Below are 18,143 nucleotides of genomic sequence, written 5' to 3' on the forward strand. Positions count from 1 at the left end.
AACGGTCTGAACTAAGTTCAGACCGTTTTTGATGGGCTATTTCATTGTATTCTTAGATCGAACTTTGTGAAGTCCGATTCATTCCGGCCAAATCCAGTCAACCGGTACGACCTCACGCCTTGGTTCGTACGTCCCGGACAACTGTTCCGACAGCAAATCGACGGCACGCCGACTTACTTCATCCAATTGCTGACGTACGAAAGGAATGCCTTCGAGATCCGGATCGTCAAAGGCGGCCAGCTGTGGTTCGTTCCCTGCTCCCGTCCTCATTTCCCGAATGGCATAATGGGCATAGCGGGCCAGTTCCGCGTTAACGGCAAAGACGGCCGTGATATCGCCCCGATCACGCAGAAAACGAACGACCTCGGGATGTCCGCCCCCCTCTGCTATGGTCTCCAAATCCAGCATGCACCACAGTGTCTTGTCTATAGGCAAGCCCTGTTCCATAAAAGCAGCCTCGAAGCCTTTGGCTCTTTCGTCCGTAACTGAATTTGTAATTTCCGGTGACAGGAAGGCAATGCGCCTGTGTCCCACCGCAAGCAAACTGGATATAGCTTCGCGAACGCCTCCGTAATTGTCAGAGCTAACGCTGTACGCTTTGATCTCTTTCAAGAAACGGTCGACAAGCACCAATGGAACCCGATCGAGCGACAAGCGTAGAATTGCGTTATTGTAACTTTCCTGCTCAACCGGGAAAATAATAAACCCGTCGACACCTCGTTCTTGGAACTGCTTGATCGCTCGGTATTCTTCCTCCTGCGACTCGCGCGTAATACGGATTAACAGGTCATACTCCCGATCCGCACAATAACGTTCCAGACCATCCAGCAGCTGCTGGTCGATCTTGGTTTTCATCGTTGGCAAAATAATCGCGATCGTCTTTTTCATACCCGACTGTAGATTTGGCCCTTCCGGAATGCCCAGCTCCCGAACGAAGGTGCCCTTTCCACGATATCGCACTAACAACCCTTCCTCTACCAAACCGTTGAGCGCGTTTTTGGATGTAATCTGGCTCACACCATACTGCTGAGCCAAGTCCTTCTCCGACGGTACCAAGGCGCCGGCCTGCAGCTCGCCGTTCTGAATGCGCTGGCGTATGTCGTTTTGAATACGTTTATATAACGGATGTTCCATGTCTGACCTCGCTTTTTACGTCAGTCCCCACTGAAAATAATATATATTTAGTATATCTTAAATGATATTAATTGCGATACAATCCCTTTTAGAAAGCGCTTTCTAATTCGGGTTGGGAGGTTAATTGCATATGAAACGGAACAAAGGCTTCTGGAAGAAACCACTTGCTTTCGTCGTCATGCTTGCGCTTGCTTTAACGTCAATTCCATTGTCACCGGTTCATGCCGCTTCGTCAGGCATGGCGTGGGCTTCGCAGCAGATTGCCATCTATACGCCGCCATCGGGAGGCGTATGGTATCCTCGGCTGCTCAAGCTTACGCCGAGCGAGTGGCTCGTTTCCTTCGACACCAACGCTGGCGGAGGCAACACGCGCATCGTGGTCTCCCGAACGCAGGACGGCGGCTATACATGGAGCGCTCCGATCACAGCTGTCTCAAGTAGCGCCGGCAATGTCGGGAACGGTCAAATGTTAAGGCTGCCGAGTGGGGAAATTTGGTTAGCCTATCGGCAGGTCGTACAGAACGGCTCGACCTATGAGATCCAGCTTAACGTCAGGCGGAGCGTCGACGGCGGTTATACTTGGAGCGATTTGCCTGGCGGATTGATCGGGAGTTCAACCGCATCCAGCTTTAAAGGTTTGTGGGAGCCGCATCTGGACATGATCAACGGCACGATCGCGGTGCTTTATGCGGACGACAGTCCGGCTGCGGTTGGAACGACCGGGCTGCAAAATTTGTATATGAAGACCTGGAACGGAAGCGGCTGGGGCAGCCGCATCACGGTCAGCGACGGAGTTGCCGCCGGCTCCCGCGACGGTATGCCGGTCATCACGCGAATGAACGACGGGCGGTATATAACCGTATTCGAAGCCTCGGACGTTGCCGGTCACCCTTTTGTCATCAAGTATAAAATATCGCCGGACGGCTTCAATTGGTCGGTTCCCCGTCAAACGATGTACGTGCCCAGCGGCAATGGCAAAAAGGCGGGTGCTCCGTTCGTCGTGAAGCTCGAAGACGGCCGTCTTATGGCCGCATTCCAGACCGATGAGAGCAGCGCCAACACGGGGGATCCTTACACCTCGATGTTTACGATGATCAGCTCCGATAACGGCGCGTCATGGCAGTACAAAACCAACGTTTTTCCGGTATCCGATACGAAATCCTCCAACTGGAATGCCCTGTTGACCATTGATTCGACTCGTGTCGCAGCCGTCACCAGCGCGACTTATCCGTCAAACGGCATCTATCTGCGCTTCGGGCATGCCGTGACACCGCCGCAAACGAATGTCGTTAACAATCCCGGCTTTGAAACAGCCAATGTAGCGGGCTGGACTACGTACGGCGATGATTACCCGAAACGGATTCTTATTCATGGAGCTAATGACGGCGTTGGGCTTCCCGCTGCCGAAGGCTCTTACTTTGTCGGTCTCGCGGGCACAAGCGGACCGTCGACCGCATATGTCGGACAGACGATTAGCGGTCTCGATAACGGCACGTATACGATGCGCGCCCGCATGCGCAGCAGCGGAGGCCAGAACAGCTGTGTCATGGAAGTGAAGGACTATGGAGGCAGCATGCTTCAAACCGGGTGTCCGGTGACAACAGCGTGGACGCCAGTCACGATTTCCAATATTCAAGTGACGAGTGGCAAGGCCACGATCGGATTTTACGTATCCAATTCGTCCTCTTCCCAATGGGCGGATATCGATCAGGTCGAGTTCTTCCGGAACTAGAAGGAGTATAACCTCCGGCTAAACCAATCGTCTAAATAGATTCTCTCCTCTATAGAGGTTGGTTAGGTGCGTTAGCATTAGAATTTTATTCTGGGGCCGTCCATAAGTCATCGTAGATGACAGTGGACGGTCCCCTTTCATTTTTAGTCAGCAAAAAGATGACTACATGCCTTGGATTATGTTCGTTGTATGAATGATCATCACTTGATCGCTTTCCTCACATCTCTTCAAACATGACCTCCGACACAAGAAACGCTGTACCATCGTATTCGTACCGCAGCCGGACCGCGACCGGGAATTCGCCAGGCGAAACCTGGATCGGCACCGATGCATATAAGGTGTCTCTCTCAACGTAATACCTAACTATGTTGCCAAGCGCGGGCTGATCCAGCCAAAAACCGGCGTCTTCCTCCTTATATTCAAATGTGCGAGTTACCCCGTCCAGCATGAATTGAAAAATCCGTTTTCCCGCTTCTGCTGTCGCCTTGTAGTTTAGTCTGGACTTTACCGAAAGTACCGGATCGGCTGACATCACCTCTCTAAAACTTTCTGTTAGAAGTTTCAACTCCGATTCTCTAATGCCAGTACCGTAGCCGGTTGTCAAAATGATTGCAAGTACATCCTCCTTGTTATTTTTTGCAGGCAGCAATGCAACGTCTGGATAGTAGGTTTCGTTGCTCACATTCTTCCAATCATGAAAGGTTTGTTCCGTGTCGCCATACTGAACGTGGATGGAGCGGATCATCCCTTCTTTTTGGATCAAAGTTCCGGCCATCTTCAGGCCAATCTTCGCATCCTCCTTTAATTTCACGGTATTCCCCTGTTCGTCGCCAGCCTTGATTCCATCCAAAGGAACTCCCGTTTCGTCTATGTCGATTTGCTCAATAAGCGAGATCCTGTGTGAATCGTTACGAATGGTAACATCTATCGTTTCCTCATACGACATCGGAATCGAATCCCGAAGCAGCAGACGAAGTCGATATACGGTTTGCGCTTCTTCTGCGTTTATCTCCTTCACGTGCACTTCATATACCCAAGGGCTGGACACATCATAGCGCTCAAGCGGCCATTTCACCTCGGGCTGCTCCCAAATGTCTGGCGATGGGCCGCCCCAGATGCCAAGCTCTCGCTGTAATAGCGCTGCGGTCAATGTCACGATCGTGCGGTCGTTAGCCTGTTTGATCTCACTTCTCGCAAGGTTCCACCAGTTGAAGTCGCCTCCTGTTCCAAGCAGGAAGCTTGGTTCAAACGCTCCTCCCCCCTGTGTGTCTGGACTTGGGGCTCCCGGATGGGGATTAGATGGGACTTCCTGGCTTCCGAACCAGATACCAACCCCTAACAGAAGCAGTATCGCGGGAACGATGGCTACAGCAGCTCGTCTCCATCCACGACGGGTTCGTTTCATTTCAACCGCCGTAAGCCTTTTCTCGACATCCTCCATCATCTCAGCCTTAAATCGCCGCTCGTGAAAGGGTGGTCCAGCCAGTCTCTTATTCCACTCCGGCTTCCATTCATTCATCGTCGTTCGCTCCTTCCCATCTGGCGGCAACCTTCTTTTTAGCTCTGTAAATTCTAGACTTTACCGTCCCTGGCGAAAGACCGGTAATGCCGGATATTTCCTCTATGGATAGCTGATGATGTACACTCAGCACGAGGGGGTCTCGAAATTTACCGGGCAGCTTTAGAACATGCTGCCACAGTTCATCCACCTCTTCCCGTTTCAAATACTCCGACTCGGCAGATGGCGAAGACATCGTCCCGTTCAGCCCTTCGCCCGGTGATCGCCCGCCGATTAGCACCACTCTGCGCAAAAACGCTCGTTTCAGATAAGAAAGCGCTGTGTTTCGGGTGATTTTGAGCAGCCAGGTTTTGATGGAAGCCTCCCCGCGAAAGAAGACAGCATTTTGATAAGCTTTAATAAACACATCCTGCGCGACATCATCCGCTGTATGTGAATTTCTCGTGATCACGTAAGCATAATTCCAGACGTCCTCACCGTACGATTCCATCAGCATCCGTATGTCCGAAATATTCAGTTCCGCAGAATGCTGCATCTGCATCTCCCTCAAGCTGTTCGCCCCCCTTACCAAAACAGACTCCATAAGGTCGATGAAAGTTCCCGAAATCAAATGAATATTATCCGGCAGTTTAATAAGTCGTTACCGTCACCTTAACCAATTCTCTTCAAAGAACTAAAAAGGACACCTGTTTTTAGGTGTCCCTCTGTTTATTTTGTGCAAAGCGGGTCAGACCTGCTTATCTGCGGCGATCAATAAGAAAATGGGGCGTCTGAAAGCATCATGCCATTCTGGATCCTGAAGCTGCTCGCGTTCTGGCTTAAGCTCAGACATTTCCCTAAACTGGAATCCTGCTTTCACTAGCGCATTCATCTGTGTGGCTATATTCCGATGGTACTTGGTGACTTCATTATCAAGAAATCTAGTTTGGCGTGCTCCTTCCTCATGATAGTGATCGATAGGCCAAAACATCTTCTCCCCGTCCGGGCTGTAATGCCAATCTTGTTCGGGCACAGCAGTAAATACGGGGTGTTCAACCGAAAAGACAAACGAACCTCCAACCGTTAGACTCTGATATACCTTTTTACAGATATCCTCGAAATCACGAACGTAATGAAGTGCAAGCGAACTAATCACGAGATCAAACTCGTTAGCAGGGTAGTCAAAATCCTCTATTGCGGACTGCACATATTCTATATTCGTGTCATCGGTCATCAACCTTGCCCTCTCCAGCATGTTCTTTGAGATATCCACTCCGACCACAGACTGTGCATGCTGTTCTCTTACATACCTGCAGTGCCACCCGAATCCGCAGCCGAGATCAAGCACCTTTTTATCCCTAAGATCCGGAAACATCGATCGAAAGGCACCCCATTCTCCTGCACCTTCTAATCCTTTGATGGAACGAGGGAGTTGATTGTAATTTTCAAAAAATCCCTGATCATCATACTTGTTTTGCTTCACTACAATCTCCCCTTAACGTTATTTTATAATTCCACCCCATTATATTTGTCCTATTGTCATTCCTCAACGACAGTCTTGTTTCTGCTTTAATTGTGATCATGGATCGAGCACTCTAACTCACACCGTTTATTCCATGTGTTCTTCATCAAGACGTAAGGTGAACACAAGTGCCCACTCCGTAGTTCTTAACGAATCCGTTGAAAGATCGGCTGTATGTATTTTATTGGTACTTGTAGCATGCATGCCAAACACATGCACGGGCTGATCTATCGTAAACGAACGCGGACGCATATCCTGAATCAAACCATGTGCTGTCAACTTTTTATCCCAAGGAATAGTAAAGGTAGAAAGGCTTGATCCTGAGTGAGAAATGGTGTTGACTTTAATCTTGCTGAACTCCTGTTGACCCCCTATGGATTCCGTGTCCACGCATATGATGAGTTCTACTTCGTGGCTGCCCTTTTGCTCGTTCGAACTGTAAAACAAATCTCGGATCGCCCCTGCCGAATCTACCTTCTTCCCGTTCTTCCAAATATCGATTTCCAAGCTGGCGTTAGGTTTATTCCCCTTATACTTTAATTTAAATGCACCCGTCATCGGACCGAGGAATAGCTTAAACTTCGCGGCGTCCCCTTGGAACAAATCCACGGGTGTCAATTCGATCTTGGCAGATGTCGAATGGGTCTCTGACGAGATCTGCTCCTTAGTTCCTGAAAAGCAACCCGTTAGAATCATGAAGACGATCAATATACACGCTTTTAACCTCAATTTATTACCTCCATTAAACTAAGCTATCGTCGTTGCTACATTTGAATATCGCAGCCATCAAAAGGCAAGCCTCTTTCAATCAGCATAACAGCATGATTTATTGCATTCTGCTGGTCCTCTGTAAGGCCGCTCTCATGCCCATTCCATTCACCAAGCCACCAGAAGAAAGAACAAATATTTCTATACTCCATAAACATCGGGATTGTTTGTTTCCAGTACTCGGTGAGATGGTGTTCATTCTCGTAACCCATGAGGAATTCACGCAAGAACAGTTGGGCAAACCTGCTTTTGGTGACACAATCTTCTGCATGCACTCCCCACCAAACGGCATGAGTCGCTGCTATTGCAATGTCCAATGAAAACCAGCCATAGATACTATCGTCGAAATCAAAAACCGTTATTTCACTGTTGTCGATAAAAAAATTATACGGATGGAAGTCATTATGTATCAGTCCAAACGAATCGCAACCCCTAGGCAGTGAATCAATCGTACGCTCCATAGAGATCAATTTTTCAAGAAGTATATTGAATCTGCCTCGCTGCAGATGAGGATTGTTGATACTTCTTCTGCTCCAGCTGTCTCTCTTCACAAGGTTATCTGATGTTTCATATGATTTCGATAGCCTATGCATCCTTCCCATGGTTTCTCCCCAATTCCTAAATATCTTTGGGCCCCATAGCTGTTCATTGTGTTTATCAAAAAAGCGACCTGCAGCCTCGTGAAAAGCAGTTGCTATATACCACTTATCTTCATCGCAGAATATGGCCGTTAACTCATTATTACATGTTTGAATGGGTAATGAAGCACGTACTCCGTTCTTCACCAAGTAGCAAACCCAATCTACCTCCGCCCTTATCTTCGGTACATATTCGTGTGATTTCTGAGATAACCGCAAAATATAGGACTGATTGTTCTTCGTAAACCGATATACTTCATTGGTTGAGTTACTCAGGAAGACTAACGTTCCTACATTAAATTCGAAAGATTCTGCGGCTTTAAGCAATATCTTCGAGCTTGCCATTTAGAATGCCTCCATCTCTCTAAGAGTCATTTTACTACCGCCCAGATTTGGGGCTCCTTGGTATAACGTCATGAATTCAAAGATAGTTACACTCCATGCATCTAAATTCCAACAATTGGGGAGAAAGACTTTGCGAACGCATGCAAACAGCTGCATAAGTTCGATTCGTTTGGTGCATTGTAGTAATGCAGTGATTGTAAAGGTCTTATCACAACATGGAGGGATCGTTTTGGCGAAGAGCAAACAGCATCAAGAAGCGCATGGGATTGGACAAGTAGAACAACAGCTGAATAATCAAATGGAGGCTGCCGAAGAAATTCAAGGACAATCGAAACTGGATCGAGACATACAAAAAGCCTCTCACCGTCAGGTTGATCCATTGAAAGATCTTTCGAAATAAGGAGAATTGTCATGAACAAACAAAGAGCGATTGAAATTTCGGAATCGGCCATTATGAAAAATGTAACTTATCAGGATACCCCCATTTTTATCCAGCATGTGAATGAGGATGAAACCGCTCGGGTCTATCCGATCGGAAACTCGGAGCAGGAAATGACCGTCCCTTTATCCAGTCTCACCGAGCATCCATAAGATAGAAGATATTCACCCAACCTCAAACAAAAAATCCCATCCAATCTCATTGGTGGGATTTTTTATTGCTAAAACGAAATATGATTCAAGTAGCACAAGCTATTCTTATTTCAGTGATGCCGGTACCTTTACACCGAGGAGCTTCCCCTCTGCTTGGATGATGATCATACCGTTCGTCTTTAGGGTCGACTCGTGTAAATCTGCTCCCGTCGTTACTCTAAAAACCGGCAATGTCGTCAACATATTGATGCCGAGTAATGTGCCGTTACGCTGCGCCCGATATAACCCTTTCCCATATACGTCAATCTGCGCAACAGGTGCATCGCCTCTCCAATCGATATGTTCTCCATTCGCCGGCTTGATGCCTGCCAGTTCACGAGTCATTATGTCTTTGAAAATCAACCGTTCCTGAACCAGTCCGATCAGCTCCCAGTCGTCCCCATAAGGACGAGGAAAAGTTCGCAGAGGAACCTCACCTTTCTTATAGGTGTCAAAATTGTATTCGGCCACCTTATTGCCCTGATCCATGTATAACTTCCCTTGGTTTATAAATAAGCCGCCTCCGCCGTACTCATATGGCGGCTCCCCCGACATTTTCCAGCTATACTCTCGGCTGCTCTTCTTTACGCCGGTCTTAAGGTTATACACATTTACGATCACTTTGCGGTCCGGCAGCGACTGATAATCAGTCAGCAATGGAGAATAATAGTCAACCGAATACACGAGACCATTTTTAATTTGGAGCGCTGCTCCCTGACCAAAATGGTCCCATAACTTCTTGCCCGTCTTCTTGTCATAGGCAGTCAATTGAAGAGAAGTGAGCGCTCCTTGTATATAGAACGTCCGAAGGATTACTCCATCCGCCTCCTGAAGATAATCAGTGCCATGTCCTTCTCCTGACGGCTCGTTCGTTTTCCACCGTAACTTTCCTGTGGCTGCATCAAACGCGAAGGTACTGCTCCCTTTTATTGCATACAGCGTATCAACAGTTGGAACCAGCACTTCCGTACGAAGCCGAGTATCTATGTAGATGGATGTGTTTGACTGCCATTTCAATTTGCCTGTCTTTGCGTTTAAAGCGTATGGCATCTGATCTCCCGATAGGCCATAAATAACGCCATTATGAAATACAACGTAAGGCTTCAGGTCCTTACCGTAACTCCATAACCGCTTGCCTGTACTCGCATCGATGGCAATTAGCTTTTTCCCGGTGAATGCGAACACCTTGCCATCTTCAGCGATCGCCTGGCGACCCAGATAATTCTCGTCGTCCATATCCATATAGTTGTCCACCTTTACCGTCCAGGAAGGTTTTACTTCTGGTACTTTGAAGACTGAGGAAGGATACCAGTTGCGTACCGAAACATCGGCAGTTTCTGCATTCACTTGCGAAGGTGGTACTGCCAACACGCCCTGGACAGTAAGTATGCCTGCAGCAATACTTGCTATGAGACGCCGTCGTAATCGAGCTTTGAGGCTTATACTTGATTGTTTCTTCTTAATTCTAAGCATGAATAGCCCTCCCATTTGTTAATGGCTTCTTGCTTCACGACAAATAAAACGCTCAGAGAAGGCATAAAGTTCCACGCGAACTATAAATAATTTTTAAATTTCCTTAAGTACTTGCCTGCATAAAAAACTGTTTATCATCCCAAAACGGGAATCAACCCCAATTCGCATTGGAGTAGATTCCCGTTGTTTTAATATTTATTATTCCAAATAGCCTTCGGCAATTTTCATCAAAGTTTCTTTGCTTACTTTATTTATGTCTCCACGAATAGAATAGACGTATTTCGCCTTTTTGTCTGGGCTCTCGTATACCCATTTCAGCTCGTGCGTCTGCGAAGGAGCATATTCTATATGCAGCATTTCTACTCCCTTCACTTGAACCTTCTCCTGCTTAAATTCAACGTTCTCGTCAATATACATTCCAGCGTTGCTCTTTCCACTCACTTTAGTGATATTAACGGCGATTTCATCTTCGCCATTTTGATACTTAGCAAAGAGAAGGAAAAACTGATCTGTCATTTCAACTGGCATCATGGCATATCCCTGATTGGATGCCTCCGCCTGTTTTCTCAGTTTTTCCGCCAGCGCCTTTTGTTCTTCCGGAGAAGGTGGATTTACTTCCTGAGCATTTCTAAACATCACTTCCGCTTGTTTGAATGTATAATTTCCATTGACACTGTCTAGAATCTTAACGGATTTATCCGTAATCTTATCTCGCAATTGAGTGAGATTTTGGAATGGGGTCATCTTCGTTCCAAGATCCGTTTTATGATTCGGGTTATTGGCAACCAGATAGAACAGTCCAGCTTCACCGCTCTTTAGCACCTTCTCCTTAAGATCATAAAATTCTTCGCCATGCTTCCTATCCTCTTTCGATTCTGGTCCCATCTCTTTCGTCGATTTAGTCTCATATACGACTTCGCCATCCTTATTCGTCAAAGAATGATACTGCACGGCGGCATAACCCGTCGATGCCATTAACATCATACCTACAAACGCAGTTAAAGCTACTTTATATTTCACAAAAAACCTCTCCTTTTCTTTTGGCTGAGCATATAGTGTATTCATTACTTTTCCTGTCAGGTCGACGTCGGGAATGCGCGGGTCGTCAAACAGTTTTTTCAAATCCCGTTCCCTGTCCATATTCATACATTCCCACTCCCTTTACTTGAGCATAATACTTTCGAAATTTTGCAGATGTACGTTCGTATTTTTTACGAAGGCTTGCGCTGTTCTTGCCGAGAATCAAACCGATCTCCTGGTAGCTCTTATCCTCGACACAACGTAAGATTAACAAATTACGCTCTTCCGCCGATAATTTCGCCATGGCCTGATGTACGGATTCATCAAAATAGTTGGCCTCAATATGCATATCGACATCATTATTTTCTTTATCATCCTGGTAAAAGAAAGGTAAATATTTCACCAGCTTTCGCTTACGGATGATGTCAATACATTGATGATAGGCTATCTTGTATAACCATGCGCCAAAATCCATCTCATATTGGGTATATTTCCGCAAGCTGCGGAATGTTTTCAAAAATACTTCCTGTGCGTTATCTTCGGCTTCGGCATAATTGCCCAGCATATGATAACAGTAGAGAAAAATCGGTTTTTGATAAACCTTCATGATTTTCTCGAATTTTTCTGTCCCCCCATCCAACACATCTGCAATGATCTGACTTATCTCCGCGTCATTCAAGCCCTCTCCCCCCCTTTCACTCTATACAACGAACAACTCGACCAATAATGTGACAGCACGGAAAATCACTATAATCTAAAACGAGCTTCCCAAGGAGTTTGTCGGGATGGATCGCCATGTTCTGCACAGCTGCTGTCATCAGAGCTAGTTCTCTGACACTCTGCAAAGCAGGGCCTAATTATGGGTGGTTGCGCCATTTTAGATACTAAAAAAGCTTGGGATCCTTTTCAGATCCCAAGCTTTTTTAAGTAATATTTTCTTGTCTTACGTGTTGGCGCGTCGCTCATAAACTCGACTTATAAGCTCTTCAATGATCTCATCCGGTGACCGGTTACCCAGCCAGGTTTGACCATACATTTGTATAATTTTAATGACTGGAGCATCTTCCCAAAATCCGACGAACTCTTCATTGAGGTAAATCTTCTCAACGACATGCTGGTTCATCTCGTCCAGACATTCTTCCAATACCGATTTCGCAATCGGATCGTTAACCCAATCACTAACCAAGCTGAATTTATGAAATGATACTTCTTCCTTTCCAAAATCACAATAGAGTCGTTCCGTAATTCTTATATCACGAGAAGAGCTGCCAAGCGAAATTTGGAAATAACCACTCTCCGCTACCCAGCGGTTATATTTGGTGTTGTAATACGCAAAGTCTCTCTCTTCAAGTTCAAAAACAATCTGCTGTTTCTCCCCAGGAGCCAACTCGATTTTAGAAAATGCCTTCAATTCTTTCTCTGGACGTGTCCATGCGCATTCTTCGTCATGCACGTATAGTTGAACGACCTCTTTCCCTGTTCGGTTTCCGGTATTCTCCAGCCAGAAAGAGACTGTGATCCCTGTCTCCGTCTGAGCTGCCTTCATATCCTTGTAAGTAAATGAAGTGTAGGATAGGCCATGCCCAAATGGAAACTGTGGAGCGAGTTCCTTCCGATCGTAGTACCGATAGCCGACGAACAGCCCTTCACGATAGTACAGCTTGCCGTTTTCACCACGGATTCTCATATGTGAAGGATTATCAGAAAGTTTAACCGGAAACGTCTCGGACAGTTTACCGGATGGACTCACTTGTCCAAACAAGATCTCAGCAATCGCTTTACCCATACCTTGTCCGGAAAGCCATGAGTGAATGACAGCGGGAACATGCTGAACCCATGGACGCATCGCCAAAGCTGAACCGCTGCTGGTCACCACAATACATTTAGGCTGTACCGCTGCAATCGCTTGGATAAGCAGAATCTGCTGTTCTGGCAAATCAATGCCCTTCAAATCACGCATCTCGGATTCGGCATACTCAGGCTGGCCAACGAATATAACTGCAACATCTGATTTTGCCGCCAATGCGACACTTTCCTTGATCATTTCCATTTGAATGGAGTCATCTTCAGGGTAGCCCTCAGCATAACTCAACCCAACGGAAGCTCCAGCCAACGCCTTCATTTCTTCAAATGGAATATCAACGCGTGTCGGCGTCACTTTTGCACTGCCGGCTCCTTGAATTCTAGGTTTTTTGGCAAAACGGCCGATAACTGCAATGGAATGAGTTGACTCCGCCTGGATTGGAAGAATGCCATTCTCATTCTTTAGAAGCACAATACTTTCTGCTGCAGCTTTTCTCGCAAGATTGTGGTACTCCGAAGCGGATGCCGGAGCAGCTTCTTCCATACCGGTTACACGTTCTACGAGTTTTAGAATACGGGCAACGCTTTTATTGAGCTGCTCTTCTGCAAGAACTCCACTCTCAACGGCTTTCATAATCGCATTGGTGTTATACCCGGCAGGCCCCGGCATTTCGAGATCCAGTCCTGCTTTCAGCCCACGAATCCGATCATTCACGGCTGTCCAGTCTGAGATCACAACGCCCTCGTATCCCCATTCTTCCCTCAAAATATCATGTAATAAATGTTCGTTCTCGCTGGTATACGAGCCATTAAGCAAATTATAGGAACACATGACGGTCCAGGGATCCGATTTTTTAATAATTCGCTCAAATGCACTTAAATAAATTTCGCGCAGCGTCCGTTCGTCCACCTCTGAACTCGTCACCATTTTCTCGAATTCCTGGTTGTTGCAAGCAAAGTGTTTAAGTGATGCCCCAACTCCTTTACTCTGGAGGCCGTTGATGAAAGCAGCGCCCAGTTCGCCCGTCAGGCAAGGATCCTCGGAGTAATATTCGAAATTTCTTCCCCCCAGCGGAGTCCGCTTCATGTTGATCCCTGGACCAAGCAGCAATTCGACTCCCATCTCTTTGGATTCATTACCGAGTGCTTCCCCGACTTCTTGCAGCAGTTCCGTATTCCACGAAGAACCGATAGCTGAGCCCGTGGGATAACAAGTTGCCGGAACATTCTCAGTCGTAATCCCCATTTCATCGTCACTGTTCGTTTTGCGGATCCCATTTGTTCCGTCATACATATGAATCGGCGGAATGTTGAATCTCTCAATCCCCTTGGTCATCCACATATTTAATCCCGCACAGAGGGATGCTTTTTCAGTAAGTGTCATTTCCTTTATCCATTCGTTGATCGATGCTTTCATTTGTATCCATCCTTTCATATCAAGCTTCTTCTTGGTACTCCCGCTCTTTCTTCAATTCTTGCGCATCGTACAGTTTAAAAAACGGGAACCATACAGCGAACACAATCAGCAAGACGACGGCGAGCAGAATGAGTCCATTCAATCCGGACATGAGGTAAGTCGATAAACCGATTGGCGTATACCACAACTGGAAGATTTTACTCGGGATTTGTGCAAACCCCATATCAAGAGCTAAGTAGACGATAATGGGTGTAATTAGACCATTGATCCACATAGGCACCATCAAAAGCGGATTGAAGGCGATCGGCGCTCCGTACACAACAGGCTCGTTAATATTAAACAGGGAAGGAATTAAAGTTGCTTTACCAATGGTTTTCAGCTTTTTGGATCTGGCAAACAGGAACCAGATGACAAGTGGTAAGGTTGCACCCATCCCTCCGATTCCAAGCCACCCGGAGAAAAATGTTTCAAAGGTATTAATGTTGACGGGATCCAGTCCCTGCGCCACCAAAGCCGCATTTTCTTCAATCGCCGGAATCCATATGGCGTACCATATCGGCATCATAACCCATGGGCTAACCCCGAAGGAATACAGCACAACCCCAATAAAGTTAAACAGAATAAACCCAAACAGGCTTTGCCCCATAGCATTAATAGGTTCAAACACGCTCACAATCAGTCCAAAGATATCAAAGTGAAGCTGATATACAAGAACCCAGCCTATGCCCATGATCAAGGCAATCGGCACCAGGAAGTCAAACCAATCCATAATAAACTCGGGCATGGATGACTCTTTTTTAAAGAAAGAAAACTTAGCACAGACGTTCATGATGACGGCGATGAAGACGCCTACAATGAGTGCCGTAACCATACCGGCAGGACCAAAACGCTCAAGAATGAACTGAACGGTTCCGTCCTCGTTTACGACTGGATTAAGCAGCATGAGGAATAAGGATATGCCGGTCATTCCCGCCAGCAGCTTGATTTTGTGCTTCTCCTTTTTCTCCATCACCGTATACGGCGTTAGAAATGCAATAAACAACCCGAGAAGACCGAAGCTGAATGTCGTAATTGGTGTTAAATCCGGCATTCCCGGAATAAAGTCTTGTAAAATTGAAATCAACGTAATAATGGAACCAATAAAAATCATCGGGATGGCAACCATAATGGCTTCTTGAATCGATGCTATCCAAATGTTATTTGTAATCGCATCCAATCTAGGCGCAAAGGATTCCGTCATCCATTTCATGAAACGCTTCATCTGTTTATTCCCCCTTGTAATTCTGTTGTGGACATAGCTATAGTATAGGGTTCATTGTTAACGCTTACTCGTTGTAAATTGCCTCGTCTATGGTCGTTTTTTGTTCATTTCTCGTCTTTGGAGCCAGCCAATCGAAGCCGCCTGGAATGGACAGCAAAAAACACCCCTCTCTTATGGAGCGGTGTTGTTCTTGAAGGGTTTTGTGTTTAAAACTGTTTCTCTAATGTGAGCAATAGCACGCCATGCGGTGGAAGAATGAGTTCTTTCTGCCAACCCTGATCCACTATTATCTCTGTCCGGATAACCGGGCCGCTTCTTCCACGAAGATATGCAAGTTCCTCCTCCGTCAAGATCTCGGGTGCGCCCATGCGAACCCATTCATCAAAAACGGAGCCATGATCTCGGTCCATCTGATAAGTTGTGCATTTATAGGTTCCTGATAGATGAGGAATGTTGATTTGATACACCTTGCTGCCCTTCTCTTCGAACACGCCGTAACGGTTAAGATTGGACATCTCCGACCAGTCTCCGCTTGAAAACATATGATCCAAATGGACGTAATGATACAGTAGGAGCTGCATGCTCCCGTCTTTATTCTGGGTACCTACATAACCATCACCTTTAACAGTTATTTCTTCACCCAGCTTCTGAAGAAGCTCAAAGGCGTAATAGCTCGGCTTCTTAAGTCCATCCCGATTCATTAAACCAAAGCCTCCATAAAACGGGGAGGATGGAACCAGACATTCCTCAAACACATCCGTAAAGCACCAAAAAGCTATGGCCTGTACGTCTCCCAGTGTATGGATCGCATGATACATCACAAATGGGGCCATAAACATGGTATCGTGCAGCAGATGCCGGTCATAGAGCGAAAAGTTCCATTCGGTAATATGCAGCTCCATATCACGGAAAGAGGCAAGCTCCATTTTTTTCTGCAGTCGATGGATGCTCTCTTTATAAAAGGTTGGCGGCATCATCTTCGTCAATATGTTCTGCTCTGCTTTAAGCTGAGGATATTCCGAATAGATATGAAAGGAAAAGAAATCGATCGCAACTTGGTGCCTCTTGCAATATTCCATAAACTCCTCAGCCCAGGTATCGTTCCAAAGTGACCCATAACCTAAAGCAGGCCCCCCTGTTTTTAGTTCAGGAAGTACCGACTTGATTACTCGAACGGTAGACTCATAAAAAGAGAAGTATTCCTCTTTGCTTCCTGCCCAGCAAACGCCTGATAAATCCGGTTCGTTCCAGACTTCAAAGTACCATCGCTTTACTTCCCGAGCCCCATAGCGATTTAAGCAATGCCGAACGAACTCACGAACAAGCGCCTCCCATTTTGCCTGATCGGCTGGAGGGGAAATATTCCCTTTCCACCAGAATACCGTTTCAGTGGAACGGCTGAGCAGGGTCGGCATAAAACCAAGCTCCACAAACGGCCTGATACCCAGCCCAATAAGGAAGTCATAAAGCTTGTCAACATAGGACCAGTTATAGACCGGAGTACCGTCTTCCTCTTCGTTGTATACCATCATCTCATCATTAAAGATGCCATGGAAACGTATGTATTCAAAGGGAATTCGTCCTTTAAGCTCGGTCAGCTGCCGACGCCAGTCATCGCGCAGCCCTTCAACGGCCCTGCCCGCTGTTGTGGTAACATTCCAGTGCTTTTTGTACCCTGCTGACGACATGCCCGGCTGAATCTGAATTTGCTCATGCTCCGTAACAACCGCCATTAGAGGGTTCGCTCTCTCCTGTTCTTGATCCGACTTCACTTCCAGATATCGATATAACGACCCCATCGCATTGATCGTATCTAATTCATAATAGTCTCCACTCGAGGATTCTTCATATGTAAGCGGTTTTCGATTAGGCTTATCCTGAAGCGAGGTAGCGGCTTCACGATACGAGCTTGGTGTACAGCCGTACTTCTCTTTGAAGTATTTATTGAATAGCTTTACGTTCGCAAAACCGCAATCCATCGCAATTTCGGTGATGCTCTTTTCACTTCCCGAAAGCTCCGACTGGGCCTTCTCCAAACGGATCAGCGTTAAATATTTTTGAAAAGGAATACCGATTTTATCGGTGAAGAAGTGAGAAAAATAATGCAAACTTAAGTGCTCTTGCTCCGCCATCGTCTGCAGCGTAATCTTCTCTTTGTAATTTTGATCGATATAGGTAAGAACCCGATTCAACCTCTTATAATCATAGCTCTTGCTGCCATCTTCGGCTTCCGGGTTGATTCCTTCCGAAAAATATCGCAGTAAATGCCCACATAACGTTTGCAGCCTTCCCATAGTAAAGCTTCGATAGCCTGGAGACTTCTTGTTCATTTCCCATACCATCTTTGCAAGCTCTTGCTTGATCGTGTCAAATCGGAAGCCGCTCGGATCGGCCTCAGTCGATGAATTACAAGAAATGAAAATGTTATTATGCAGCCACTCCGGACCAAACTGAAGCGTTAATAAAATATTGTCATGGCTATTCTGTTCAAACTTATGGATCGACATGCTGTTCACCACAATGATATCGTCCTGATGCAGTGTATACTCCTTCTGGTCAAGATGCGTGATAACAGAACCTTGGAGAACATAGACAATCTCCACCTCTTTATGCCAGTGAAATGGTACCTGCTTCACGCTGTTGACAAACAGCTTAAAAGGCATATCCTCTTGATGCTCGATAAATTCATAAAGGTAACGCATAATTTGCCCTCATTTCTTATGAACTGAACGATATAACTTTATTCTACATACTGAAAGGATTATAAAGTGTCTCATAGATTACAAACATATTCTTAAATTATAGAAGCTCATCATTATAGCATGGATAGTTTAGGACTTTTACATACATTAGAATACAGGCCATCCGAAGAACAAGATCTTATTATACTAGTTTAGTTTCA

Annotated in this window: 15 protein-coding genes; 3 read left to right on the forward strand and 12 right to left on the reverse strand. The window is 46.2% G+C overall.

All coding sequences use genetic code 11. From position 1 onward, the window contains the following. Positions 1–78: 78 nt before the first annotated feature. Positions 79–1,134: a LacI family DNA-binding transcriptional regulator gene (locus tag ABEW73_RS21015; RefSeq protein WP_430167830.1), complete on the reverse strand. Its 1,056-nt coding sequence runs from the start codon at positions 1,132–1,134 to the stop codon at positions 79–81. A gap of 130 nt (positions 1,135–1,264) precedes the next feature. On the opposite strand from ABEW73_RS21015, the gene ABEW73_RS21020 reads away from it, so the two are divergent. Beyond that, positions 1,265–2,866, forward strand: a complete 1,602-nt coding sequence (locus ABEW73_RS21020) for a sialidase family protein (RefSeq protein WP_430167827.1) — start codon at positions 1,265–1,267, stop codon at positions 2,864–2,866. A 217-nt stretch (positions 2,867–3,083) separates the two neighbouring features. Here the strand turns inward: ABEW73_RS21020 and ABEW73_RS21025 are convergent, their stop codons facing one another. The 5 genes from ABEW73_RS21025 to ABEW73_RS21045 all read right to left on the reverse strand — a co-directional run bounded on the left by ABEW73_RS21025 (position 3,084) and on the right by ABEW73_RS21045 (position 7,637). Next, entirely contained in the window at positions 3,084–4,385 is a 1,302-nt protein-coding gene (locus tag ABEW73_RS21025) for a hypothetical protein (protein WP_430167824.1), read from the reverse strand. After that, positions 4,378–4,926 (reverse strand): RNA polymerase sigma factor, encoded by a 549-nt coding sequence (locus ABEW73_RS21030; protein ID WP_430168239.1) that lies wholly within the window; start codon positions 4,924–4,926, stop codon positions 4,378–4,380. The genes ABEW73_RS21025 and ABEW73_RS21030 overlap by 8 nt, the downstream gene beginning before the upstream one ends. A 186-nt stretch (positions 4,927–5,112) precedes the next feature. Further along, positions 5,113–5,847 (reverse strand): class I SAM-dependent methyltransferase, encoded by a 735-nt coding sequence (locus ABEW73_RS21035; protein WP_430167821.1) that lies wholly within the window; start codon positions 5,845–5,847, stop codon positions 5,113–5,115. 126 nt (positions 5,848–5,973) lie between these two features. Beyond that, entirely contained in the window at positions 5,974–6,615 is a 642-nt protein-coding gene (locus ABEW73_RS21040) for a hypothetical protein (RefSeq protein ID WP_430167819.1), read from the reverse strand. A 35-nt stretch (positions 6,616–6,650) separates the two neighbouring features. Then, positions 6,651–7,637, reverse strand: coding sequence for a phosphotransferase enzyme family protein (locus ABEW73_RS21045; protein ID WP_430167815.1), 987 nt, complete (start codon positions 7,635–7,637; stop codon positions 6,651–6,653). Between the two features lie 229 nt (positions 7,638–7,866). On the opposite strand from ABEW73_RS21045, the gene ABEW73_RS21050 reads away from it, so the two are divergent. After that, on the forward strand, positions 7,867–8,037 hold the full coding sequence (locus tag ABEW73_RS21050) for a hypothetical protein (protein WP_430167812.1): 171 nt from the start codon (positions 7,867–7,869) through the stop codon (positions 8,035–8,037). A gap of 11 nt (positions 8,038–8,048) precedes the next feature. Beyond that, positions 8,049–8,228, forward strand: coding sequence for an H-type small acid-soluble spore protein (locus ABEW73_RS21055; RefSeq protein WP_076321652.1), 180 nt, complete (start codon positions 8,049–8,051; stop codon positions 8,226–8,228). A 105-nt stretch (positions 8,229–8,333) separates the two neighbouring features. Here ABEW73_RS21055 and ABEW73_RS21060 read toward each other — a convergent pair whose 3' ends face one another. The 6 genes from ABEW73_RS21060 to ABEW73_RS21085 form a co-directional block, all read right to left on the reverse strand. Next, positions 8,334–9,740, reverse strand: a complete 1,407-nt coding sequence (locus tag ABEW73_RS21060; RefSeq protein WP_430167811.1) for a PQQ-binding-like beta-propeller repeat protein — start codon at positions 9,738–9,740, stop codon at positions 8,334–8,336. 198 nt (positions 9,741–9,938) lie between these two features. Then, the gene (locus ABEW73_RS21065; RefSeq protein ID WP_430167808.1) at positions 9,939–10,886 is read right to left on the reverse strand and encodes a hypothetical protein; all 948 of its coding nucleotides are present in this window, start codon (positions 10,884–10,886) and stop codon (positions 9,939–9,941) included. Then, the gene (locus tag ABEW73_RS21070) at positions 10,846–11,439 is read right to left on the reverse strand and encodes an RNA polymerase sigma factor (RefSeq protein ID WP_430167807.1); all 594 of its coding nucleotides are present in this window, start codon (positions 11,437–11,439) and stop codon (positions 10,846–10,848) included. Before ABEW73_RS21070 ends, ABEW73_RS21065 begins: the two co-directional genes overlap by 41 nt. 264 nt (positions 11,440–11,703) lie before the next feature. After that, complete coding sequence (locus ABEW73_RS21075; RefSeq protein WP_430167805.1) at positions 11,704–13,980, reverse strand: beta-glucosidase; 2,277 nt, start codon at positions 13,978–13,980, stop codon at positions 11,704–11,706. Positions 13,981–13,999: 19 nt separating this feature from the next. Then, positions 14,000–15,241, reverse strand: a complete 1,242-nt coding sequence (locus tag ABEW73_RS21080; RefSeq protein WP_430167802.1) for a PTS sugar transporter subunit IIC — start codon at positions 15,239–15,241, stop codon at positions 14,000–14,002. Positions 15,242–15,447: 206 nt separating this feature from the next. After that, positions 15,448–17,943, reverse strand: coding sequence for a GH39 family glycosyl hydrolase (locus ABEW73_RS21085; RefSeq protein ID WP_430167799.1), 2,496 nt, complete (start codon positions 17,941–17,943; stop codon positions 15,448–15,450). Positions 17,944–18,143 lie beyond the last annotated feature (200 nt).

The sequence above is a fragment of the Paenibacillus lautus genome (assembly GCF_050482385.1).
In the GTDB taxonomy this organism is placed as follows: Bacteria; Bacillota; Bacilli; order Paenibacillales; family Paenibacillaceae; genus Paenibacillus_AQ; species Paenibacillus_AQ lautus_B.